The organism is Parageobacillus toebii NBRC 107807 (assembly GCF_003688615.2).
GTDB lineage: Bacteria > Bacillota > Bacilli > Bacillales > Anoxybacillaceae > Parageobacillus_B > Parageobacillus_B toebii.
In genome coordinates this window covers 1,358,347-1,382,856 of record NZ_CP049703.1, presented here as the reverse complement: position 1 = coordinate 1,382,856, position 24,510 = coordinate 1,358,347, and the positions used below count along the sequence as shown (strand labels likewise).

Sequence of the window (24,510 nt, the reverse complement as noted above, 5' to 3'; positions counted from 1 at the left end):
GAAAATGTTACAAACAGAATTGCTATATTCTAAAAAATAAAAGCGCAGCCCGAACAAACAGACAAAATAAAATCGCAGGTGCGATAAAACAAAAATTCTACTACTGTTCTTTATTTTGCAATGAATAGTAACGATGATATATATGGCGACTTTTTGTTGGCACTTCTTCTACAAACAAGACCTTTTTCTCTACTAAATATTCCAGCATGATGATAAGATCTACGGAATACGATGAAAGCTCTGGATGCTGCATAATTTCCGCAATGCTCCATGCTCCCTCTTTTTCCCTTAAAACTTTAAACAAATGGGCAGCTCCTGATGGGATTCGCGAATGGACTAAAAATTCACTTGCCAAAAATAAAAGCTCCAGCCGTTTCTGCAACGGCTCCTCACTGCTGACAAGTTCTTCATACAACTTATAAATTTGCGCATCCATTTGTTTTATTTGGTTCCATACAGTGACTTCGGGATAAAATCCTTGTTCGATGACAGCTAATCGCGCTAGATGATGCAATGCATGAATAACATGATTATACGCATCCAACAGTTGATCTGCCTCAAAAAATGCCTTTCCGTCCATATATCTGCGAATTAATTTGGCAAATTCTATCCCCATTTTTAATTGCCGCATCTCTTCCGGGAATTCTTTCATACGATTTCGGAGCTGATATATATAATCATTACGGTCAAATAAAATTTTCCCATTGAATATCCAATCAATAATCTTTCGATGGGAACCAAGAAGAAGCCATTCATTTAATTTTGTTTCATCGACCACATATAACGCCGCTTTTTCTTCTCCTGATACATAATGTTTCACAAATATAGGCGGGGCCATATTAGTAGTAACTACCAATAAAACGATATGAAAGGTGTCTGTCACAGCAGAATTGTTCGCTTTCTTTTCAATCATCAAAATCCCTAATGTATTACGATGACTGGCCCATTCTTGGTAGATGGGACGAATTAAATCCTCCATTATCGTTTCCTCCATCTCCTTCATGATGTCATGGTTATTCGGTTATTCGACAAAAAAAACAAAAAATCCTCTTTGTCGTTTCTAAACTTCCCGAAGATAGCGACACATTTTTCACCACTTTATGATATAGTGTTATGTATAGGAGGGACAATAAATGGGCATCAAATATTCGAGCAAAATCAACAAAATTCGCACATTTGCCTTGAGCTTAATTTTTGTCGGCTTTATTGTTATGTATATAGGGATATTTTTCCGTACATCTCCTTTTGTTATGACACTGTTTATGATTTTAGGCCTTCTTTTCATCATCGCAAGCACCGTTGTTTATTTTTGGATTGGAACATTATCAACAAGAGCAGTGAAAGTCGTATGTCCATCTTGTGGCAAAATAACAAAAATGCTTGGCAAGGTAGATTTATGTATGTTTTGCAATGAGCCGTTGACATTAGATCCAGAGTTAGAAGGAAAAGAGTTTGACGAAAAATATAACCGAAAAAAGAGAAAAAGCTGATAGCATTCCCACCCCGCTATCAGCTTTTTAATGTTGTTGGCGTGTCTTTTCTTGACAGTCAGGACATGTTCCGTAAATTTCCATACGGTGATGATCTACTTTAAACCCTGTTATATGAGCAGCAAGCTCTTCTACCTCATCTAATGCTGGATAGTGAAAATCGACAATCTTGCCACATTGTTCGCAAATAACGTGGTAATGATTGGATGTAACAAAATCAAAGCGGCTTGATGCATCACCATATGTTAACTCTTTCACTAATCCGACCTCTTTAAAAACGCGCAAATTGTTATAGACGGTTGCTACGCTCATGTTTGGAAATTTTCCTTCCAGCGCTTTATATATTTCATCTGCTGTCGGGTGTGACATCGAATTAATTAAATATTCCAATATCGCATGACGTTGCGGAGTGATGCGTATTCCCGTCTGCTTTAACGTATCAAGCGCTTCTTTTAACTGCTGATTATCAGACACCGTCATGCACCTCGCTTCCTTTAAAAAATAAAAATTATTATTTTATAATTTTTATAATTAGTCTACAAGTATTTTATGCTATTTGTCAATATTCGTATCATTAATATATGAACTTGCCACATTTTTTAGCAAAAAAAATGTGCGGAAGGTTGTTCCGCACCAATATCGCTCTTTCATTCATTTGAGGAGGTTACTATCCATCATACGCATTATCGGCTTTTTCGCATGGACTTTTACCTAGATATAAGGAAAATTACGTTAAATTTTCTAAAATATATTCTAACGCTTCTTCTACATGTCCTTTTACTTTAACTCCTCTCCATTCCTTTACCAATCTTCCGTCCCGATCAATCACAAACGTCGAGCGCTCGATCCCCATATATTCTTTCCCAAAATTTTTCTTTAACTTCCAAACACCATACATTTCTGCTACTTTATGTTCTTCATCGGAGAGCAATAAAAAAGGCAATTGATATTTCTCAATAAATTTTTTATGGCGCTCTACAGAATCCGTACTTACTCCTAAAATAACTGTATTTGTCTCTGTAAACTTTTCATAATGATCGCGAAAATCACACGCTTCTGTCGTACATCCTGGCGTCATATCTTTCGGATAAAAATATAATACGACATGTTTCCCGCGAAAATCAGAAAGGGAAACTATTTCCCCATTGCTTGCCGGCAATGTGAAATCCGGTGCTAGTTGCCCGATTTGCAAAGACATCGTTTTCCCTCCACTGTCTTATTCTTTCGTTTTTAGGGTAGCGAAAGATACAATAAATTGCAACGATTACCGCTCATCCCAGTCAAGCATTGTTCGAGCAACAAGTACAGCAGGCATAATATAACCCAATAAAGCTTCAATGATGGCAATCCATCTTCCAATCCCCATTGGTGTAACGTCCCCATATCCAACTGACAATAACGTGATCCCGCTTAAATAAAGACTATCTTGAAGTATAGAAAAACATTCATTAGCCGTTCTATTCGCAGACGGGGTAAACACGTGATGCCCATTCATCTGAAGCACCATATATATAAGCCCAAAACCTAGCATCATCGTGATATACCATTGAATAAGGACAAATAAATTTTCTAAGGAAATGCGACGAGTTGCTTTTACACTTGTCGTCCAAATAGACGTAATGCTTCCAATCAACACCGTCGCTACAATTCCAACGAACGCGTACTCCATCGCCCTCACCTCATACTTGTCCATAACCATATATACGAAGACAGAAAGTTGATTATTCATTATATAAGTGGATTCGATATAATAAAATATGGTACGGTAAGAAAGATATGGAGAGGGAGAAAAAAATGCATACGATTTTGATTGTCGAAGATGATGATAAAATCGCTTCCATGCTGAAAAATCATATTGAGAAATATGAATATCGCGCACATATTGCAGAACAGTTTGACGACATAAAAAAGGAATTTATAAAATGTCGCCCTCATCTTGTACTGCTCGACATTAATCTGCCTCGATTTGACGGTTTTTATTGGTGTCGGCAAATCCGCACGATTTCCCTTTGCCCCATTATTTTTATCTCCGCACGCAGTCATGAAATGAACCAAATTATGGCCATTGAAAACGGTGGGGATGATTATATTACCAAGCCATTTAATTTCGATCTGGTCATGGCAAAAATCAAAAGTTTACTGCGGCGAACATACGGTCCTTACGCCGCTCCTGCAGAGCCCCATGTATATGAAGTATCAGGATTGTACTTGTTATATGATCGACATATGGTTCAATGGAAAGAGAAAACGATCGAGCTTACAAAAAAGGAGTTTACTTTATTAGAACGATTGGCGAAAAAATCTGGAAAAATTGTATCTCGCGAAGAACTACTCGAGTCATTGTGGGATGATACGGAATTTGTCGACGATAATACACTATCCGTCAATATTACACGCGTTCGCAAAAAAACTGCAGCAAATTGGAATCGAACAGGCAATTGAAACGGTTCGCGGTGTCGGTTATAAATTGGTCGAGACATGGAGGGATTCATAATGAAATTGTTTTTGCGCGAGCATATCCCGCTGACCGTCTTTCATCTTCTTCATGCTGTACTTTTGTTATCGATTGTGTATTTATATATGCTCGAACAATCTTTCCATCCATCTTTTGGCATGTTTGTTTATCTTTTTGTTATCAGCCTTGTGTGCATCGTGATGTTTTTAACATGGCGTTATTGGCGGCAATCCCATGCATATCGTTTTTTATCGTCCAACTTGCGGCAGTTAGACATGAGCACTCACCCTTTTAGCGGGTCTCCGTTACTGCATGCTTTTCAAAAACTCCTCCACTCGCAGTATCGTTATTACACAAAAGAACTGCAAGCATTGCATAAAGAAATGGACGATGCATCATTATTTATGAACCAATGGGTACATCAGATGAAAACACCGGTTTCTGTCATGGATTTACTTTTGCAAAACTTTGACATTCAAGACCAATTCGACCGAGAATTTGTGAATAGCATGCGCGAAGAACTCGAACGACTGCAACATGGATTGGAGCTGGCCCTGTATTCGGAACGAATAAAACGTTTTTCTCATGATTTTCATGTAAAGCGGCTGCCGCTAAAAACAATGGTCAACCATGTCATTCAACATTACAAACGCTCTTTTATTCGCAATCGCATTCACCCCATCGTGGAAATTCCCGAAACAATTTTCGTAGAAACGGATCAAAAATGGTTTCAGTTCGCTCTTAGCCAAATCGTCATCAATGCCATCAAATATTCAAAAAACGTCAGCAACCAAATCGTGCTTTCTGCTGTTCAACGTGAAAACGAAGTGTTTTTGTCCGTTCAAGATTTTGGAGTCGGCATTCCAAAACAAGATATCGGACGCGTATTTGAACCTTTTTTCACTGGTATGAATGGGCGCAGGTTTCGCGAATCCACTGGAATGGGGTTATACCTTGTCAAACAAATTGTTGACCATCTTGGCCACGGAATTACCATTTCTGCTGAAGAAGGAAAAGGAACAACCGTCACGATCACTTTTTACAATGTGACAAAAATGTAAGAAAACAAGCAGACATTGTAAGAAAAATCGATATGTTCACATGTTCTCCCTCCGTATAATCGACAGTAGAAGAACATAAGGGAGGATTTTTTTTATGACGATCCTACAAGCAAACTCGATTACGAAAATATATCGTTCTAGCCAATCGGCCGCGCACCGGGCGTTAGATAATTTCAGTTTATCGATTGAAAAAGGGGAATTTGTCGGAGTCATGGGGCCATCCGGAAGCGGAAAAACAACCTTGCTTAATATTTTGGCAACCATCGACCAGCCGACTACGGGAGAAGTGTTGGTAGAGGGGAAAAATCTATCGCAGCTTTCGAAAAAAGAGCTTGCTTTGTTTCGCAGACGAAAACTCGGCTTTGTATTCCAAGACTTCAACTTGCTAGACACGTTAACCATCGGAGAAAATATCATTCTTCCACTCACATTGGACAAAATTCCCGTTAAAGAAATGGAACAACGATTGCAAACAGTGGCTTCCACTTTAGGTATTGAAGGGATTCTCGATAAGCGGACATATGAGGTCTCAGGCGGACAGCAGCAGCGCGCTGCAATTGCACGGGCGATTATTCATGAACCGCTGCTCATTTTTGCCGATGAGCCGACCGGGAATCTGGACTCGAAATCTTCAAAAGATGTGATGGAAACATTAACAGCATTGCATCAGGAAAAGAACGTTTCCATCATGATGGTTACGCATGATCCTTTTGCAGCGAGCTATTGTGAGCGCATTATTTTCATCAAAGACGGCAAATGGTTCACAGAGATACGCAGAGGACATAACCGTCAGGCGTTTTTTCAAGATATTCTGGACATGCTGTCACTATTAGGAGGGAACGTCAATGACATTTCGACAATTCGCCCTTCATAATGTGAGACGTAACTTTAGCCGATATGCCGCCTACTTTTTGAGCAGCACTTTCGCCGTCACTGTCTTTTTTATGTACGCTGCATTTATTTTTCATCCTGATGTAGTGAATGGAACGATTCGTCCCTCAGTAAGAAGAGGAATCTTTGCCGCTGAGGTCATCGTCTTTCTTTTTTCTGTATTTTTCATTTTTTATTCGACAAGCTCGTTTTTAAAATTGCGTAAAAAAGATTTTGGCTTGCTGACGTTGCTCGGTATTACGCGCGGCCAGCTGAATAAATTAATCATAATCGAAAACTCAATTATCGCCCTTCTTTCGATTGCAACAGGAATGGTGTTTGGCGCCTTATTGACAAAAATCTTTTTCATGATGTTTTCTGTTATGTTAGACTTGCCATCGCCGCTATCTTACTATATTGCTTGGAAAGCGGTCGCTTCTACCGCCATCGTGTTTCTGGTAACATTTGAGGCAATTACGATCATGACGCTCATCACGATCCGTTCTTCGCAAATTATTGATTTATTAATGTCGGCGAAAAAGCCGAAAAAACCGCCTGTCTACTCGCTCTGGCTTTCGCTGCTTGCGGTTATCTGTCTGGCGATTGGATACTATTTAGCCTATACCTCCAACATCATGCAAGCGGGAAAACGCGTCCTGCCAATTTTACTGCTTGTCATTATTGGAACGTACTTTCTATATACGCAAGCGAGCATCGGGCTTTTGCGATACTATAAAAAGCAAAAGCACTCCTATTATCACGGCACAAACTTAATTACCGCCGCGGAACTGACATATAAACTGAAAGATAACGCAAGAATTTTAAGCATGGTGACGATTTTAACGGCGGTGACCTTTACTTCTACCGGGGTGCTTGCCAACCTTTATTTTGGCAAAAAAGCAGAAGCAGAAGCACGGTTCCCGCATGCGATTGCCCTTATATCAAAAAAAGAACCGAAAGCCTTTGAAAACAAATTGCAAATACTGAAAAATACTTTACGTGATGAGCATATTCCTTTCAAAAGTCATAAGGCCGCTTTCATCCGGGCATATAATCCTAAGAAATCTGAGGATTATGCAATGCAAAACCTTGTTCTTATGCGTGTAACAGATTACAATCGATTCGCGGATCTGGCCGGTCAGCCGCATATATCGCTACCAGCAAATACAGCGGCGTATATGCACCCTACCCCTGACAAAGGGTATGAACCTATTAAAGGAAAACAAATTGCAATTGCTATAAAAAATAGTAATGAGACGCTGGTGGTTCCATTGGCTAAATCGATTCCCCAGCCAGCCATCAATCCTTCGGGGTTTATCGGATACATGTTAGTCGTTCCTGATCATTTATATGCTAAATTTCATCGTCTCGCAACGGAAGAAACGATTCAATATTATGCTGGTATATCATACAAAAATTGGGAAGTGAAAACATCAGTAATCAAAAAACTGAACCGCTTGATTCAAAAAGATGATGTCGATTTCATCAATCGTTTAGAATTATTTAACCAAATGAAACAAGTTTTCTCCTTAATGCTCTTTATTGGTTTTTTCGTCAGCGTTCTCTTCTTTTTGGCGGCCGACAGCATTTTATATTTTAAGCTTTATAACGATTTGGAACAGGACAGCAAGCAATACGAAGCGCTATCCAAACTCGGTTTGACATGGAAAGAAATGAAGCAAATTGCGGCAAAGCAAGTAGCGATTCTCTTTTTCATTCCGTTTGTCGTTGCCACCGTCCATGCCGGCTTTGCCTTTAAAATGCTGCAAAACATGGTCTCCGGCTCCGTCGTCAAAACGAGCGCGCTTGTCATTATCATCTTTTTCGTTGTTCAACTTGGTTACTATTTCTTGATTCGTTCGCTTTACACGAAAAAGGTGGAGCAAGTAATGTAAATTAAATGCGGCCTTTTCCCAGTACATAGATTCGGAAAAAGGCCGCAGAATATATCTTTTTTATCTATACACCGTGCTTAACTTAATAACAAGCTATAATTATCTACATTCCTATGATCGAAAGAACGTATGTCCATACTCCCACAAACAACAGCAGGATCAAGCTATAATAAATCGTCATTTTAAACAAGTTAGATTCTCTTCCAGTTTCTTGCACCGCTGCTGTTGCAATGGCGATGGATTGCGGAGAGATGAGTTTTCCCATCACTCCCCCGCTAGTATTGGCAGCAAGCAATAACGAAGAGCTTGTCCCTATTTGCGTTCCTGTAACCACTTGTAAATGGCCAAATAAAGCATTGTTGCTTACGACAGATCCTGTAATAAACACACCGAGCCATCCTAATAACGGGGAAACGAACGGAAATACATCCCCTGTCTTCGCTAATGCCAAACCAATCGTAGAGGATAAACCCGCATAGTTGGCTAAGTTGGCAAACCCCATGATAAAACAAATAGTCAATACAGGAATCGAAAGTTCTTTACATGTTTCTTTTAAACTTTGTATTCCCTCAGCGAACGTAATATTTTTGCTGAACATCACTGTCAACAGCACCGCTAATAAAATCGCTGTACCTGTTGCTGATACAAGATCCAGCTTGAATATTGCATCTAATGCCGTCTGTGCCGGTGCCACCGGAGGAGTTTTTACGACTTCCCCATGCAAAAATGGCACTTTAAACAAAAGCGTAGTTTTATGAAGCGCTCCACCTTCAGCAAACAGTGCTTTAAAACCCGGCAGACTCCAGATAATAACGATTAACGTTAAAATATAAAAAGGAGACCACGCACTGATGATTTCTTTCAAGCTGTATTTAGATTTTTCTACAGCTTCTTCATCCTGATTTACTCGATATATATGTGACGGCTGCCATTTTCTTAAGAAAATAGTTAATGCCCCCATACTGACAAGCGCCGCTAAAATGTTGGCCAATTCCGGACCGAGCACAATGATTGTCAATGTCTGTACAATGGTATAACTTCCGCTTACGACTAAAAGAGCTGGCAGTGTTTCTTTAATCCCTTTCCATTTATCTAAAATAAACACTAATAAGAACGGAACGAAAAACGTGATCAATGGCAAAATCCAAGCAAGTGTACGAGATAGCTCAATCGGAGTTAAATCTCCCATTTGTGCTCCGACAATAACCGGAATCCCAATCGCTCCAAACGCGCCAGATGCAGCATTGGCAATTAAACAAAGAGCGGCGGCTTTTAATGGATGAAATCCTAATTCCGAAAGTAAAGCAGCCGAAATGGCAATCGGAACGCCGAATCCCGCAGCACCTTCTAAAAATGCGTTAAAACTAAAACCGATGAGCAAGAGTTGAAGCCGCTGATCCTCAGAAATGTTTGCGATACTCCCACGGATAATATCAAACTTCCCTGTTTTCACAGCGATTTTATATAGCCAGACAGCCATGATCACAATATAGCCAATAGGCCATAAACCGTTTGCGATTCCATAGATGGAAGCAGCAATCGCCTTTGAAATCGGCATATGAAAAAACAAAACAGCTGTCACTAATCCAAAACAAAGAGTGAGAAAAGCGGCTTTTATTCCCTTCATTTTAAACACGGTTAAACATGATAAAAATAAAACAATTGGAAGCGCCGCAATGAGTGCAGAAAGATACGTATTATCGAAAGAATTGTAATGTTGTATCCACATGTTGCTCACCTTGTTATTATTCTAAGTCAGTATTTTATTACTTTACATCATCAAAATAACGTGAAAGAATGTCTTTTAATACAGTTGCGCTATGATGAAATTGCTGTTGTTCTGTTTCATTTAACTTCAATTCCATTACCTCGCGAATACCGTTTCGGTTGATAATAGCAGGTACACCAATATAAACGTTTTGCTCATTATATTGACCATCTAGATAAGCAGAAACGGTTAAAATAGCATTTTCATTGTGCAAAATAGCACGTGTAATGCGGACGAGTCCCATCGCAATGCCGTAATAAGTTGCGCCTTTTTTCTCAATAACTTGATATGCCGCATCACGAACATTGACGAAGATATTTTCTAAATCCTCTTTTCTATAGCGATCGTTTTGCGACAATATTTGTTCGATTGGAACACTTCCAATTTCCGCATGGCTCCAAACAGGCAATTCTGTATCCCCATGCTCTCCGATAATATACGCGTGTACATTAGTCGGAGCTACTTGAAAGTATTCGCTTAGCAAAAAGCGGAATCTTGCCGTATCCAGAATCGTTCCCGAGCCAATCACTCGTTCTTTCGGTAACCCGCTGAATTTCCAAGTAGCATACGTTAAGATATCTACTGGATTCGTCGCGACAAGAAAGATTCCATCAAAACCTGATTTCATGACAGAATCGACAATCGTTTTAAAGATATTCATGTTTTTGTCAACGAGATCGAGTCTTGTTTCCCCTGGCTTTTGGTTAGCACCTGCACAAATTACCACCAAATCGGCATCTTGACAATCTTGATAATCTCCATGCCATATATTCATTGGCTTCGGCGCGAATACTTTTCCGTGATTTAAGTCCATCACGTCGCCCTCCGCCTTCTCTTTATTCACATCAATCAACACTAACTCATCCGCGATTCCTTGATTCATAAGGGCAAATGCATAGCTGGCCCCAACGAATCCTGTTCCTATAAGTGCCACTCGATTCATGCATTGTCTTTTCATAGTTGTCTGTCATCCTTTCCCAAAATTAGTTTGTGAAATTATTCACAAATATATTGTTCATTATTTCACAAACTTTATCAAGCATCAACTATAAAAGAAATTTGTCTTTTTTGTTAACATTTTGGCCGCACAACAGTATTTTTGTATCACTACATTCAGTTCCAGCAAGCAATCCAATAAACAAAAAAATGGTCTGTCATTATATTAACCATAATACATACTACATATACTCATTTTCATAAAAAATAAGAGGGCAATCCCTTTAAGGAATTTTTACTTCCTTTCGGATTCTCCCTCTTTTTAATTCCCTGCACCTCGATATCGTTTTACCCCTGCGTTCCACAAAAACACGGAAATCGCAAAAAAGATGATGCCCATGACTGGAGTAAAAAACGCATATCCGTACCACTCTTTTTTGCCGAGAAAATAAGACGCCGGATACACGCCAACGAACGCAAACGGCAAAATCCACGTTAAAATATAGCGGATGATGCGGTGGTAAATATCAATCGGATAGCGCCCATAGTTGCTGATGTTGTACATCATCGGAATAATCGATGTACGAGCATCGGCCCAAAAACTAATGGTCGCCAATGACACAAATACTCCCGCGTAAATAAGCGCTCCACCTAGTACAAGCAAAATAAACATAAAAATATCATACCAATGCAACGAAAGATGCAAGCGCGCACCTGCATACACCATAATGATCATGCCTGTCACTCCGCCAAGAAGCGACTCTAACTCCATGCGTTCGAGAATAATTTGAAATAAGCTGTGAACCGGGCGCGTCAACACACGGTCCATTTCTCCACGCACAATATAGCGCTCGTTAAAATCCCAAATGTTAAAAAAACGCTCCGAACACCGCATATGGCACTAAGAAAAAGCCGTAAATAAACAAAATTTCCTCGCGCGTCCAGCCGTGCAATAACGTCGTATGTCCAAACACAACAAGAAGAAAAACAAGATTGACCGCCTGCGACATCAAATCAGAAATGAACTCGACAAGCAAATCAGCGCGATATTGCAACTTTGTTTTCATGTATTGCGCCATATACTGAAAAAAGATCGATACGTAAAACACGACTCACCCTCCTTGAATGACAAGCTGTTTTTTCGCCGCTCGCCACAATAGCTGAATCGGGATGAGCAACAGCACGCACCATGCAAACTGAAACAAAAGGCCGCTGATGATTTCTTGCCCTTGAAAGCTTTCTGTCACAATCATGCTTGGAATATAGCTAATTCCTTGAAATGGAAAGTATTTCATTGCCGCTTGCGCCCAATCCGGATAAAAGCTGATTGGCAAAATAAGTCCGGAAAACAAGTCGACCACAAACCGCTTTGCACGCAATAACCCTTCATTGTTAAGGGTAAAAAATGTGACAATGCCTGCAAGCAAATTCAACTCCGAATTAATAATAAAACTAAACATAATCGACAATGCGTAAAACATCCATGTATGAACATCGGTTGGAAAACGGAGAGGCAAAAATAAAGCGACAAAAAAAATTCCCGGAAGCGAAAGAAACAACAAACGAAAGATTCCTTCCCCTAATCCTTGCATCGTTTTCATTCCAAGATAACTGTAAGGACGAATAAGCTCTGTCGCCACTCTTCCTTCTCTAATCTCCATGGCGATTTCACGGTCGATATTATTGAAATAAAACGCCCGCGCCATCCATGAAATGGCAACATACGTTGTCATTTGCTCCATCGACATGCCTTGCATCGCCGATTTTCCGCCATAAATCGCCGACCAAAGAAAATAGTACGCCGCGATGTTAATAGCATAAATGAGAATACCTGTGTAATAATTCGTCCGGTAAGCAAGCATCATTAAAAAGCGGATGCGAATCATTTCGATATATTTATCCATGCACAACACCTTCTTCGTAGATGTTGCGGATAATTTCTTCCGTAGAAATTTCATTAATGTTCATATCTTGAATCGAATAGCGGGAAACAACGCGGCTAATGACTTCAGGCAGAAGCGATGGCGCTATATTTGCTGTCCAGACGTTTGCTTGCTCCCCTTTTTTCCATGTTACTTGCAAACCATCGGTCAATTCCTTTAAAGCATCTAACGTAATTTCGCTTGCGAACGTAAATTGAATTTGTTTCCCTTCTCCCCAATTCTCTTTTAGCTTTTGCAGTGAGCCATCGTAAATGATTTTTCCTTCATCCAACATAATGACGCGTTCGCATAACGCTTCGATGTCGGAAATATCATGGGTCGTTAATAAAATGGTTGTGTTGTATTTCTCATTAATTTCTTTTAAAAACTGACGGATTTTCAGTTTTACAAGCACATCCAAGCCAATCGTCGGTTCATCTAAAAATAAAAGCGGCGGGTTATGAATAAGCGCAGCGGCCAGCTCACAGCGCATCCGCTGTCCAAGCGACAGCTTGCGAACCGGCTTGTCCAACAGAGGACCGATATCGAGCGTTTCAATGACATGTTCCATATGTTCTTTGTAGTCTTGATCCGATACACGGTACACTTTTTTCAACAGTCGAAACGACTCTTGGACGGCGATATCCCACCAAAGTTGGGAGCGCTGCCCGAACACAACGCCGATGGTTCGAACGAACGCTTCCCTCTCTTTATGCGGATTCATGCCGTTGACGAGCACTTTACCGGATGTCGGCGTCAAAATTCCCGTCAGCATTTTAATCGTTGTCGATTTCCCCGCACCATTTTCCCCAATATAGCCGACCATTTCACCTTGCTTTACAGTAAACGAAATGTCGTTGACAGCGCGAATGATTTTATAATTTCGTGTAAATAAATCGCGAAACGCTCCGAATAAGCCAGAGCGACTTGAATACGATTTAAATTCTTTTCTTAAGTTTTCTACTTCAATGACGTTCATGTTACACTCCCTCCACATAGGCAATAGTTTATCTGAAGTCACATCCCGAAACAAATGGTATGCTTTATGTTAAAATAAAAATCGGCAATGAAATAATAGGAGGATTTGAACGATGCAATTTACGAAATCAGAACAGCTTTATCAAGAAGCATTGCAGCATATCGTCGGCGGCGTCAACAGCCCGTCCCGCTCATATAAAGCGGTCGGCGGCGGAGCGCCGGTCGTCATGGAACGCGCGCAAGGCGCTTATTTTTGGGACGTTGACGGCAATAAATATATCGACTATTTGGCGGCATACGGACCAATTATAGCTGGCCATGCCCATCCACACATTACAAAAGCGATTCAGCGCGCCGCAGAAACTGGCGTCCTTTACGGCACACCCACGCCGCATGAAATTACCTTTGCAAAAATGTTAAAAGAAGCGATTCCGTCTTTAGAAAAAGTGCGTTTTGTCAATTCAGGAACGGAAGCGGTCATGACCACGATTCGCGTGGCGCGCGCTTATACGGGCCGTGATAAAATTGTCAAATTTGCCGGCTGTTATCACGGACATTCCGATCTTGTCCTTGTCGCTGCCGGCTCCGGTCCATCAACGTTAGGAACTCCAGATTCCGCAGGTGTGCCAAAAAGCATCGCCCAAGAAGTAATCACTGTGCCGTACAACGATGTCGACTCGTTTAAACAAGCGATGGACGTATGGGGAGACCAAGTTGCCGCTGTGCTTGTGGAACCAATCGTCGGAAACTTCGGGATCGTTACACCAAAACCAGGCTTTTTAGAGGCAATCAATGAAATTGCCCATCAAGCGGGAGCCCTCGTCATTTACGATGAAGTGATTACCGCATTCCGCTTTATGTACGGCGGGGCGCAAAATTTATTAGGGATCGAACCGGATTTAACCGCGCTTGGAAAAATTATTGGCGGCGGTCTGCCAATCGGTGCATATGGTGGCCGCCAAGACATTATGGAACAAGTCGCGCCGCTCGGTCCGGCATACCAAGCAGGAACGATGGCAGGAAACCCAGCGTCGATTCTTGCCGGTATCGCCTGTCTTGAAGTGCTCAAGCAAGACGGCGTGTACGAATATCTTGACAAGCTCGGCGCGATGCTGGAAGAAGGCATACTTCTTCACGCAAACAAATACGGCATTCCTATAACAATCAATCGTTTAAAAGGTGCATTCACCGTCTACTTCACAACAGAAAAAGTCGAAAACTATGAACAAGCCCAACGAAGCGATGGAGAAATGTTTGCGAAGTTCTTTAAGCTTATGTTAAAGCAAGGCATCAACCTCGCTCCTTCCAAATATGAAGCATGGTTTGTTACGCTTGCTCATACCGAAGAAGACGTGGAATATACGCTCAAAGCGGTGGAAAATGCATTTAAACAATTGAAAAATGAATAATTATGCAATAATCCCAGGAGGAATCCCCTCCTGGGATTATTGTTAAGTTGTTGAAAACGTTTGCAAAAAAACATAAAATATGATGAATATAATTATCCAAGAAAATGAATAAATAATTGATTTGGATATGCAATCATGATATTATAGGTTATAAATTCTGAAAATTAAGATCAAAATTGCCGCTTATGTTTATTCAACACGGGAGGTGAATGGCGAAAAGCAGGAACGTTCCCGCTTTGGCGCCGCTTACGTTATGAGACAACGTTGGAACCCTAACCATTTTAAAAACTTTCATCAAGTAGAACATGATGCTTGCGGCATTGTCGCCGCTATCGAAAAACGACGTATTCCAACCCGAGAAAACATTATGACATGTATTGACGCGCTTGTCAAAATGAATCACCGCGCCGGATTTATTAATGGCGAGGGAGACGGCGTCGGCATTCATATGGATATTCCAAGAAAACTTTGGATGGAAAAACTCGCAAACGTCGGTCAAAATCCAGAAATAGCAAACGACGAAAGTTTTACCGTCGGCCATCTTTTCATCGATCGGTCTGCTGATGTAGACCATATAAAAACGAAGATCAAACAGTTATTCAAAAAAACAGGTTTCTTATTGATTTTTGAATCTGACCGTGTGACCTCCTCCAGTGCGTTAGGCCCAATCGCGCTTCGGCAAGAACCGGTATTTTGGCAAGTCGCCTTATTGCCAAGCGACAATGCGCAACTTACAAAACGATTATTTGATCTAATGATTGAAATCGAGAAAGATGAAAATGTTCATGTTGCCTCTTTAAGCAATTTTCACGTTGTGTATAAAGTGATGGGAGCCGGAGATATTTTGCCAAAATACTATCATGACTTGGCACATCCGTTTATCGCATCGACCATGACGTTAGGACATAACCGTTACTCGACGAATACACTTTCTAACTTTTTTCGTGTCCAACCGTTTAGCGTGTTAGCTCATAACGGCGAAATCAACACAATTGCAAAGCTGCGTGACGAAGCAGTGATGATTGGTGTCCCATTGACAAATGACGGCAGTGACTCCCAAGATTTAAGCCGTACGTTGGAAACGCTTATCTGCCGTTATGATTATAGCTTATTTGAAGCGATGGATATATTGTTCCCGCCTATTGTGAATGAAATTAAAGCGTATCCAGAGCACCTCCAAGACTTGTATACGTACATCCGTGAATCATGGGGGCATTTCGCCCAAGGGCCGGCAGCAATTATCTCCCGCTACGAGGACGAAGCGGTCTTCAGCGTCGACGCGCTCGGATTACGCCCACTTTGGAAATTAGAAACGGAAAAACGATTTGTTTTTGCGTCAGAACCAGGAATCATTCCGGCAAGCGAATATACGGGAGAACCAAAGCCGCTCGCACCAGGGGAAAAAATTGGCTTAACATGGTTCGGCGGCGTCATTCAAGTGTTGGAATACGAACAGTTTCAGGAAGAAGTATATGCCCGTTTTTCGAAACGGTTTGACATTACTAACTTCCGAAAACGTCTCGATGTTCCGAAACTGGAAAATCACGTATTTACTTTTGTGCCGACAAAAGTGCATAACGGTCAATATGCCGCGTTCGGCTGGGACAGAGAACATATTCAACTTTTAGAACAAATGGCGGAAAAAGGTGCGGAGCCGATTCGCTCGTTAGGTCATGACGCGCCGCTTGCGGCTATTAATCCGAATCGGAAAAATCTCGCAGATTTCATTAAAGAAAGCGTCGCCGTCGTTACCAATCCAGCCATTGACCGCGACCGTGAAATGGAACATTTTTCAACAAGAACTGTCATTGGAAAACGGCCATCTCTTGTAGATAAAACAGAAACGTCATATGTTATCGAGCTCAGCTCGCCGATTCTCATCGAAGGAAAAATCGGAAACGACTGCGCGACAGAATTACATCATCCTTCGTACGACCAAATTGTTCATTCGTTCCGAGAAAAACAATTAGCGCACATCCTGTCGGCGACATTTACGGCGGAAGAAACCATTCCGCAGGCGCTAGAGCGTCTTTCTAACGAAGCATGTGAAGCGGTTCGTTCCGGCAAGACCTTGCTCGTCATTGATGATGCAGAAGCACATCAAAACGGAAACTTATGGATTGACCCGTTGCTCATCACATCGGCCATCGATCAATCGTTAACAAAACAAGACTTGCGCCGCGATTGTTCCATTTTGCTTCGTTCCGGCGCGATTCGCTCCCTTCATGATTTTGTCGTCGCCTATGGATTAGGAGCAAACGCGATCAGCCCTTATCTCATGTTTGCGACGGTTGCGTCGGAAGAGTCGACTGCACCTGTTGCCAACCTATTTAAAGCGCTCAATAAAGGATTAGAAAAAGTGATTTCAACGATTGGCATTCACGAATTGCGCGGATACAGCCGCCTCTTCTCATCGATTGGTCTGCATGATGAAATCGCCGATGTATTAAACATTGTCAACTTCTTTGGCTCTGACTCGTTGAAATACGATTTCGAAGCACTGAAACAAGACGCAATCGCCCGTGCCGAAGACTACGCCAACGAAAACGCCAAGCCGGGAAAAACGTTCCACCTCTTCCCTCGCATTTGGAAGGCGATTGGAGAGGTCGCCCAAACAGGATCATATGATAACTATCGAGAAAAAATGAACGAGCTCGAAACCGAAACACCGACAACGATTCGCCATTTGTTAGATATAAAGAAAACGGAAAAACAAGTTCCTGTCGAAAAAGTCAATATTAGCATCGGCGAACATAGCCTGCCGTTCGTCATTGCTTCGATGTCGTTCGGTTCGCAAAACGAAGTGGCGTTCCGCGCTTATGCGGAAGCGGCAGACCGCTTGAACATGGTCAGCTTAAACGGCGAAGGCGGCGAAATTAAAGATATGCTCGGCAAATACCCGCGTACTCGCGGCCAGCAGATTGCATCAGGCCGTTTCGGAGTGAACGCGGAACTGTTAAACTCTTCGAATCTATTGGAAATTAAAATCGGCCAAGGAGCAAAACCAGGTGAAGGAGGCCACTTGCCGGGGGCAAAAGTAACGGCAAAAATCGCCGAAGCGCGTAACGCAACCATCGGTTCGGACTTAATTTCTCCATCGAATAACCATGATATTTATTCGATTGAAGACTTGGCACAAATGATCGCTGAATTAAAAACGGCGAACGACAAAGCAAAAGTCGCCGTCAAAGTGCCGGTCGTGCCAAACATCGGGACGATTGCGGTCGGCATCGCCAAAGCGGGAGCGGACATTATTACACTAAGCGGTTTCGATGGCGGAACCGGAGCGGCGCGCATCCATGCGCTGCAACATGTCGGCCTTCCGGTGGAAATCGGGGTAAAGGCCGCTCATAACGCCCTTCTTGAAGCCGGTTTGCGAAACAAAGTCGAAATTTGGGCGGACGGCGGCATTAAAAGCGCACTTGACGTTCTCAAAGTGATGTTGCTGGGGGCCAACCGCATCGGCTTTGGTACGCTATCGATGATTGCGATCGGCTGTACGACGTGCCGCGGCTGTCATTTAGATACGTGCCATGTCGGAATCGCCACTCAAATCGAATCGGTTGCGCAAGCAAAAGAACACGGATTGCTCCGTTTTGTTCCGCGGCAATTCGAGACGGCAGTGCAAGGATTAGTCAACTTATTCACCGCGTTTGGAAACGAATTAAAAGCATTAACAGCTTCTCTTGGATTTACTCGCCTGCAAGATATCGTCGGCCGCTCTGACTTATTAGAGCAAATAAGAGGACTAGAGCAATTGAATTTAGCAAACTTGCTTGAAGTGCTTGAAGTGGAGCAAATGGCGCAAAAAGAAGCAGCGGCAAGCGCAGAGGAACCATCATTGTTCGTTGCTGCTGGGGCGGAATATCTCGATTACTATGTGGAAGATTTGCATCGTTCTCGTGAATTTACGAACGTCACATCTGAACAGCGCGTTCTCGGCAGCCGTGTTTCTTGCCACCGCGTACGAGGTCGTCTCGACGGATCGTACAAAAAATTACCGGATGTCACATTGCGCTACAAAAACGGTTCGATTCCTGGAAACGGGCTCGGCGCTTACAACACTCATGGCATCCATATCCATGTCGATGGCGGCGGACAGGACGGCGTTGGAAAAACCGCGTTTGGCGGCAGCATTTTCATTTTGAAAGCAAAGGGAAAAGACGGGAAATTTTATAACGGCTCCGTTGGCAAAGGCTTCGGATACGGGGCGCAAAAAGGTTTGCTCATCGCGCAAGGAAACGCGGACGCACGCGCTGGCATTCGTCTGTCTGGTGCGGATATGATCATCGGCGGCCAAGTGACAACGCCGATTCCGGAAAAAGAACATGGAAATATCGGCACACGTGCGAACATTAAAGGATTTGCCTTCGAATATATGACAAATGGACGCGGCATTGTTCTTGGCGACCCAGGTCCATGGATTTGCGCCGGAATGACAGGTGGAGTCGTCTACTTGCGCCACCAACCGGAAATGGGGTTAACAAAGGCGGCATTGGAACGCCGCATCGCAAAAGGAGCGCAAGTACGCCTCGAGCCACTGAACGAACGTGGAAAATCGGATGTACAAGAATTGTTATCGAAATACATTGAACTATTAAAAGAACACGGTCAGCACGAAGAAGTGCAATCATTACAGCCGCTTCTTGAAAAACCGGAAAACCATTTCTTCCAGGTGATTCCGACAAAAGAACAAGCCGATCCTTCCGTTTCAACAGAATGATGAAAAGAGTATCCCGCAACTAGCGGGATACTCCTTTTTATTCTGACATACTCGGTAACTTTTTGAACAGGAATTTTGTTATTAACCGCCTCATATAATCATCACCTAGACCGAAAATCGTCATATCTATTTTTTTACCACCTGTGTTTATACATGCTAAACTGTATATGTAGCCTTTTATCTTTTCATTTGTTTTTTCGCACCTCTATTTGCACAGAGGAGATTTTAAACACCCAGTTAGCAAGCATCATACGTTTCCCTTCGTCATTTAAAAAACATTTCATGTATATTTTCCACTTGATATCATATATAAAAGCGTGTATAGTACTAAATTGTTTATAAGAACTAAGGAGGAAAGGTTTGAACATACAATGAAGCTCGGTGCCCGCATTTTCAAAACGGGAATCGCCGTTACATTAGCGCTTTTTCTAGCATCCCTATTACACTTTCCCTCTCCTGTATTTGCGGGAATTTCCGCAGTTTTTGCAATGCAGCCGACGATTTACCGTTCCTATTTATCATTGATTGAACAAGTCCAAGCCAATATCATTGGCGCTGCATTTGCCATTATTGCTGTTCTTTTGTTCGGACGTGACCCGTTCATTATCGGCCTTACGCTCATGATCGTTATCGCTCTTTGCTTAAAAATGCGCCTCGAGTCAACGATATCGGTAGCATTAGTTACCGTTATCGCGATTATGGAATATACTGACAGAGAGTTTATCAAATTTGCCGTTATCCGGTTTTCCACCATTATGCTCGGGGTATTCGCTGCCTTTATCGTCAACTTAATTTTTCTTCCTCCAAAATATGAAAAAAGGCTATATGCACAAATTAATGAAAACACGGAAAATATTTTAAAATGGATTCGCATCCATATAAGGCATGCGTCCGAGCACCATATTTTAAAAGAAGACATTGAAAAAATGAAAGAAGATATGACAAAACTCGAGCATCTTTACTTAATGTATAAAGAAGAGCGCACGTACTCGCGAAAAAATCGTTTTCAAAAATCACGAAAACTTGTGCTATATCGGCAAATGATCGTAGTCGCAAACAGAGCGCTCGATACATTAAAAATTCTTCATCGTTTTGAAAACGAGTTGTACCACATGCCGCTTGAGTTGCAGCAAGCCATCCGCTCACAACTAGACAGTCTGCTTCATTACCATGAACAAATATTGCTAAAGTTTATTGGTAAAACAAAATGTCATCCTCGTACAGAAACAGTGATGGAAACCCATCAAGAAAGAACTCGTTTAATTGAAGCATTTTACGCACATCACCAGCAAAAAAACGAATATTACCTCTTTTCATTAATAGGAGCGATTATCGATTATAGCGAACAATTAGAACATCTTGATAAATTGATTGACAGCTTCCAACATTATCATCATGATGCTGCCTTAGTAAAAAATTTAGCTAGTCACTAAAAAGGCTATCTCCGCTAAAAGAGATAGCCTTCTTTTATTAGTTTTTCATGCGCGGATCCAACGCATCGCGCAATCCGTCGCCCATCAAGTTAAAACCAAGCACGGTTAACATAATCGCAAGCCCTGGAAAAATCATCGTCCATGGTGCTTGTGTCAAAAAGTCTTTCGAATCCGCTAACATTTTCCCCCATTCTGGATTCGGAGGCTGTGCCCCCAATCCGAGAAATCCGAGGGCGGCCGCTTCGATAATCGCAGTAGCAATCGCCAGTGTGCCTTGCACGATAATCGGTGCCATACTGTTTGGCAAAATATGATGGAACAAAATGCGCATATCGCTCATCCCAATTGCTTTTGCCGCCATCACGTATTCTTCTTGTTTAATGCTTAATACACGCGAGCGAATCAATCGTCCGAAGTTCGGGATATTAATCACCGCAATCGCAATCAGCGCATTTTGCAAGGAAGGTCCAAGCACCGCGACAATCCCAATGGCAAGCAAAATACTTGGAAACGCAAGCATAATATCAAACAAGCGCGAAATAATTCCATCAATGATGATGTATAAAAGTTTGTGTAAAGCATTTTGCTAGAACAAAAGAAAAAGGTAGGGTATTCTCTGATTGGACCAAAAATCTTAGAGAAAGGAGTACCCTACCTATGTCTAAAAGAAGTATACCGAATGTCGACTGGGCAATCAACTGGAAAGTGTCATTCGTCAGTTTGTGAAGGAAAAATTAGAGCTGATTATGCGGGAAGAAATCAAACATTTCCTCGAAATCGAACAGGCTGGAACGCCGAATAGGAGAAACGGCTGCTATCAGCGAAATCTAGATACGCAATATGGCCGGATTGAGGGTCTTTTGGCTTCAAGAGACCGAAACGGGGAATTTCAAACACAGTTGTTTGCCCCTTATCAACGCCACACCGGCTGGCTGGAGGAAGCCTTTAAGGCGGTGTATCCGAAAGCCGATGTGTAGCGCTGTGTCGTGCACAAAGTCCGCAACACCCTCAGCTGTGTTCGGAAAAAAGATCAATTTGAAGTGGCAGAGAATCTCAAACTGATTTATCGCGCGCCGAATAAGGAGATGGCGTTACAAATGTTTCAACAGTTTGAGTCGAAATGGTCCAGCAAATATCCAAGAGAAGTTCAATCTTGGGCCAATGAGTTGGATGTCCTCCTTACATTTATGGATGATCCAAGCAGTATTCGAAGTGTGATTTACACGACCAATGCCATCGAACGAACGATCAAGGAAATTCGGAAACGTCTAAAGCCGATGAACAGTTTGAGCAGTTTAGAAGCCGCGGAAAAAGTCATGTATTTGACCATCCAAGATTTTAATGAGAAATGGGCAGGGCGAAAGTTAAGAGGATTTGCCGAAGCGCAGGAAGCCCTCGAGCGAATGTTTGAAGAATGCTATAATTAACCAAATATTGTAAATAAACAAATAAGCAAAGAAAGGGGGGCCTCTGTCCACACAAGAGAATGAATATTCAGTCTTTTGTGTGGAGGAAATATCCCCCCTCTATTCTAAATCCATTTCAGAGATACCCTATATATCTTACATTACACAAAATTCTTGACGGTACCAATTATCTAAATAGAAAAAATAATAATAAAAAAACAGTCTTACAGCGTGTAAAACTCCTCTTCCTCCTAATCCCAAAATAATAATATTTTTCCTACTAATAAACAAAGAAAAGGAGGGAGAGGTTCATATTATCTAAATAAAAAACGGCCTTAACAACTTTGCAAGACCGTTTCTAACTCTTATTTTTCGATAATATAAACATTTTTCACTCCGTGTAATTCAATTGTTGAATCGTAAATAAGTGATAATATTGTCCTTTTCTGGCCATTAATTCATCATGTGTGCCGCTTTCAACAATCTTTCCATCTTCGATAAGAAAAATCCGGTCCGCATGAGTAATCGTTGACAGGCGATGGGCAACGATAAACGTAGTCCGATTTTTCGCGAGCCGTTCCATTGCCTCTTGAATGTAATGCTCGCTTTCTAGATCGAGCGCTGATGTTGCTTCGTCAAAAATAAGAAGCGGAGGATTTTTCAAAAAGACACGGGCGATGGCGATTCGCTGTTTTTGCCCGCCGGATAATTTAATGCCGCGTTCTCCGACCTTCGTATCATAACCGTCCGGCAAATTCATAATAAAATCGTGAGCGTTGGCCGCTTTTGCGGCGGCAATCACTTCTTCGTCTGTCGCACCTGGTTTTCCGAGCAAAATATTTTCTTTCACCGAATCGCTAAATAAAAAACTATCTTGGAACACCATCCCGATTTGATCGCGAAGACTGCGGACGCGTATGTCGCGAATATCTATGCCGTCTAATAAGATGCGTCCTTTTGTGACGTCATAAAACCGTGGAATAAGGCTTACTAATGTAGATTTTCCTCCCCCGCTCATGCCGACAAGGGCGATCGTTTCACCCGCTTTTACGGAAAACGAAATATCTCGAAGTACAGGCGGTTCGTTTTTATTATAAGCAAAAGTTACGTTTTCAAATACGATGTCCCCTTTTACTTCCTTGCAGTCCATCGCATTTGGCGCATCCACAATATCATATGTCTCATCCAAAAACTCAAACATTCGATCCATCGAGGCGAACGACTGCGTTAATGTCGTTGACGAGTTCACAAGGCGGCGCAACGGGCTATAAAGCCGATCAATATAACCGACGAAAGCAACCAATGTTCCGACGGTAATATGACCAATCAATACTTGATAGCCGGCATAGCCAATCACAATGATGGGGGCAATATCTGTCACTGTATTCACAACAGAGAACGATTTTGCATTCCAGCTCGTATGCATAAGCGCCTTTGTTAAAAAATTGTTGTTTTGTTCGGAAAAACGTTTCTGTTCCTCTTCTTCGATCGCAAGACTTTTAATCACCGGCATTCCTTGTACTCGTTCGTGCAAGTATGCTTGCAGTTCCGCCAGCGCTTGGGAACGCATTCTCGTCCGTTGCCGCAAACGCCCGAAAAAGTATTTTACGGAAAATGCATAAAGCGGCAGCGTACTGATGGAAACAAGCGTTAATTTAATATCCATCTTCATCATAATAATAAGTGCAATAATAATCGTGGTCATATCTAGCCAAAGATTCATCAGACCTGTAATAATAAAATCTTTCGTTTGCTCGACATCGTTAATCACACGCGAAATAATTTCCCCTGTGCGATGGTTAGAGTAATACGTAAAGCTTAATTTTTGCATATGTGTAAATAATCGATTGCGAATGTCATAGAGCACTTTGCTTGCCGTCCACTGCGCAAAATATTGCCGATAATATTCGACAATCGGGCGAATGAGGACAAAAATCACTAACATCACAGCGATAGCCCACCAAAGACGCTCTGTCTTGACGGACATCGGCAACTTCGTATTTGCGATAATTTCATCAACGACATATTTTAATAACAGCGGAATGAGAAGCGGAATCGCAAACTTAATAATTCCGATGATCATCGTTGCGATAATATACCATTTATATGGACGCACAAATTGCATATAGCGGCGAATAATTGCCAAAAACATATCCCCCTTTAA

At 41.9% G+C, this 24,510-nt stretch carries 16 protein-coding genes and 4 pseudogenes; 9 read left to right on the top strand and 11 right to left on the bottom strand.

What is annotated here, in order from left to right; all coding sequences use genetic code 11:
* Positions 1 to 100: 100 nt before the first annotated feature.
* Positions 101 to 979, bottom strand: coding sequence for a nucleotidyltransferase-like protein (locus tag DER53_RS07070; RefSeq protein WP_062754789.1), 879 nt, complete (start codon positions 977 to 979; stop codon positions 101 to 103).
* Positions 980 to 1,133: 154 nt separating this feature from the next.
* On the opposite strand from DER53_RS07070, the gene DER53_RS07065 reads away from it, so the two are divergent.
* Complete coding sequence (locus DER53_RS07065; protein WP_012749220.1) at positions 1,134 to 1,490, top strand: YgzB family protein; 357 nt, start codon at positions 1,134 to 1,136, stop codon at positions 1,488 to 1,490.
* Between the two features lie 27 nt (positions 1,491 to 1,517).
* Here the strand turns inward: DER53_RS07065 and perR are convergent, their stop codons facing one another.
* The 3 genes from perR to DER53_RS07050 all read right to left on the bottom strand — a co-directional run bounded on the left by perR (position 1,518) and on the right by DER53_RS07050 (position 3,159).
* On the bottom strand, positions 1,518 to 1,970 hold the full coding sequence (perR, locus tag DER53_RS07060) for a peroxide-responsive transcriptional repressor PerR (RefSeq protein WP_012749219.1): 453 nt from the start codon (positions 1,968 to 1,970) through the stop codon (positions 1,518 to 1,520).
* A gap of 247 nt (positions 1,971 to 2,217) precedes the next feature.
* On the bottom strand, positions 2,218 to 2,688 hold the full coding sequence (bcp, locus tag DER53_RS07055) for a thioredoxin-dependent thiol peroxidase (RefSeq protein WP_012749218.1): 471 nt from the start codon (positions 2,686 to 2,688) through the stop codon (positions 2,218 to 2,220).
* Between the two features lie 66 nt (positions 2,689 to 2,754).
* A complete protein-coding gene (locus tag DER53_RS07050; RefSeq protein ID WP_121910034.1) occupies positions 2,755 to 3,159 on the bottom strand; it encodes a potassium channel family protein in 405 nt (134 codons plus the stop codon).
* A 125-nt stretch (positions 3,160 to 3,284) separates the two neighbouring features.
* Here DER53_RS07050 and DER53_RS07045 point away from each other — a divergent pair.
* The 4 genes and pseudogenes from DER53_RS07045 (at position 3,285) to DER53_RS07030 (ending at position 7,771) form a co-directional block, all read left to right on the top strand.
* A pseudogene (locus DER53_RS07045) lies at positions 3,285 to 3,984 on the top strand (response regulator transcription factor).
* Entirely contained in the window at positions 3,984 to 5,006 is a 1,023-nt protein-coding gene (locus DER53_RS07040; protein WP_012749215.1) for a sensor histidine kinase, read from the top strand. Before DER53_RS07045 ends, DER53_RS07040 begins: the two are co-directional and overlap by 1 nt.
* Before the next feature lie 94 nt (positions 5,007 to 5,100).
* Positions 5,101 to 5,880 (top strand): ABC transporter ATP-binding protein, encoded by a 780-nt coding sequence (locus DER53_RS07035; protein ID WP_012749214.1) that lies wholly within the window; start codon positions 5,101 to 5,103, stop codon positions 5,878 to 5,880.
* Positions 5,852 to 7,771 carry an FtsX-like permease family protein gene (locus tag DER53_RS07030; RefSeq protein ID WP_062754793.1) on the top strand — a complete coding sequence of 640 codons (1,920 nt, stop codon included), beginning with the start codon at positions 5,852 to 5,854 and terminating at the stop codon, positions 7,769 to 7,771. Before DER53_RS07035 ends, DER53_RS07030 begins: the two co-directional genes overlap by 29 nt.
* Before the next feature lie 103 nt (positions 7,772 to 7,874).
* Here the strand turns inward: DER53_RS07030 and DER53_RS07025 are convergent, their stop codons facing one another.
* The 5 genes and pseudogenes from DER53_RS07025 to DER53_RS07005 all read right to left on the bottom strand — a co-directional run bounded on the left by DER53_RS07025 (position 7,875) and on the right by DER53_RS07005 (position 13,376).
* Positions 7,875 to 9,500: an L-lactate permease gene (locus tag DER53_RS07025; RefSeq protein ID WP_062754795.1), complete on the bottom strand. Its 1,626-nt coding sequence runs from the start codon at positions 9,498 to 9,500 to the stop codon at positions 7,875 to 7,877.
* Between the two features lie 37 nt (positions 9,501 to 9,537).
* The gene (locus tag DER53_RS07020; protein ID WP_062754797.1) at positions 9,538 to 10,497 is read right to left on the bottom strand and encodes an L-lactate dehydrogenase; all 960 of its coding nucleotides are present in this window, start codon (positions 10,495 to 10,497) and stop codon (positions 9,538 to 9,540) included.
* A 300-nt stretch (positions 10,498 to 10,797) separates the two neighbouring features.
* Positions 10,798 to 11,584: pseudogene (locus tag DER53_RS07015) on the bottom strand (ABC transporter permease).
* 3 nt (positions 11,585 to 11,587) lie between these two features.
* Complete coding sequence (locus DER53_RS07010; RefSeq protein ID WP_062754801.1) at positions 11,588 to 12,379, bottom strand: ABC transporter permease; 792 nt, start codon at positions 12,377 to 12,379, stop codon at positions 11,588 to 11,590.
* Positions 12,372 to 13,376, bottom strand: coding sequence for an ABC transporter ATP-binding protein (locus tag DER53_RS07005; protein WP_062754803.1), 1,005 nt, complete (start codon positions 13,374 to 13,376; stop codon positions 12,372 to 12,374). The genes DER53_RS07010 and DER53_RS07005 overlap by 8 nt, the downstream gene beginning before the upstream one ends.
* A 112-nt stretch (positions 13,377 to 13,488) precedes the next feature.
* Here DER53_RS07005 and DER53_RS07000 point away from each other — a divergent pair, with 112 nt between their 5' ends.
* The 3 genes from DER53_RS07000 to DER53_RS06990 all read left to right on the top strand — a co-directional run bounded on the left by DER53_RS07000 (position 13,489) and on the right by DER53_RS06990 (position 20,940).
* Complete coding sequence (locus tag DER53_RS07000) at positions 13,489 to 14,784, top strand: glutamate-1-semialdehyde 2,1-aminomutase (protein WP_012749208.1); 1,296 nt, start codon at positions 13,489 to 13,491, stop codon at positions 14,782 to 14,784.
* A gap of 253 nt (positions 14,785 to 15,037) precedes the next feature.
* Positions 15,038 to 19,507 carry a glutamate synthase-related protein gene (locus tag DER53_RS06995; protein ID WP_121910073.1) on the top strand — a complete coding sequence of 1,490 codons (4,470 nt, stop codon included), beginning with the start codon at positions 15,038 to 15,040 and terminating at the stop codon, positions 19,505 to 19,507.
* A gap of 371 nt (positions 19,508 to 19,878) precedes the next feature.
* Positions 19,879 to 20,940 carry an FUSC family protein gene (locus DER53_RS06990; protein WP_062754807.1) on the top strand — a complete coding sequence of 354 codons (1,062 nt, stop codon included), beginning with the start codon at positions 19,879 to 19,881 and terminating at the stop codon, positions 20,938 to 20,940.
* 37 nt (positions 20,941 to 20,977) lie between these two features.
* Here the strand turns inward: DER53_RS06990 and DER53_RS06985 are convergent.
* Positions 20,978 to 21,493, bottom strand: a pseudogene (locus DER53_RS06985) (ABC transporter permease); the annotation flags it as partial.
* 104 nt (positions 21,494 to 21,597) lie between these two features.
* On the opposite strand from DER53_RS06985, the pseudogene DER53_RS06980 reads away from it, so the two are divergent.
* Positions 21,598 to 22,367 (top strand): annotated as a pseudogene (locus DER53_RS06980) (transposase).
* 370 nt (positions 22,368 to 22,737) lie between these two features.
* Here DER53_RS06980 and DER53_RS06975 read toward each other — a convergent pair.
* Positions 22,738 to 24,492 (bottom strand): ABC transporter ATP-binding protein, encoded by a 1,755-nt coding sequence (locus tag DER53_RS06975; protein ID WP_082805429.1) that lies wholly within the window; start codon positions 24,490 to 24,492, stop codon positions 22,738 to 22,740.
* Positions 24,493 to 24,510: the final 18 nt, after the last annotated feature.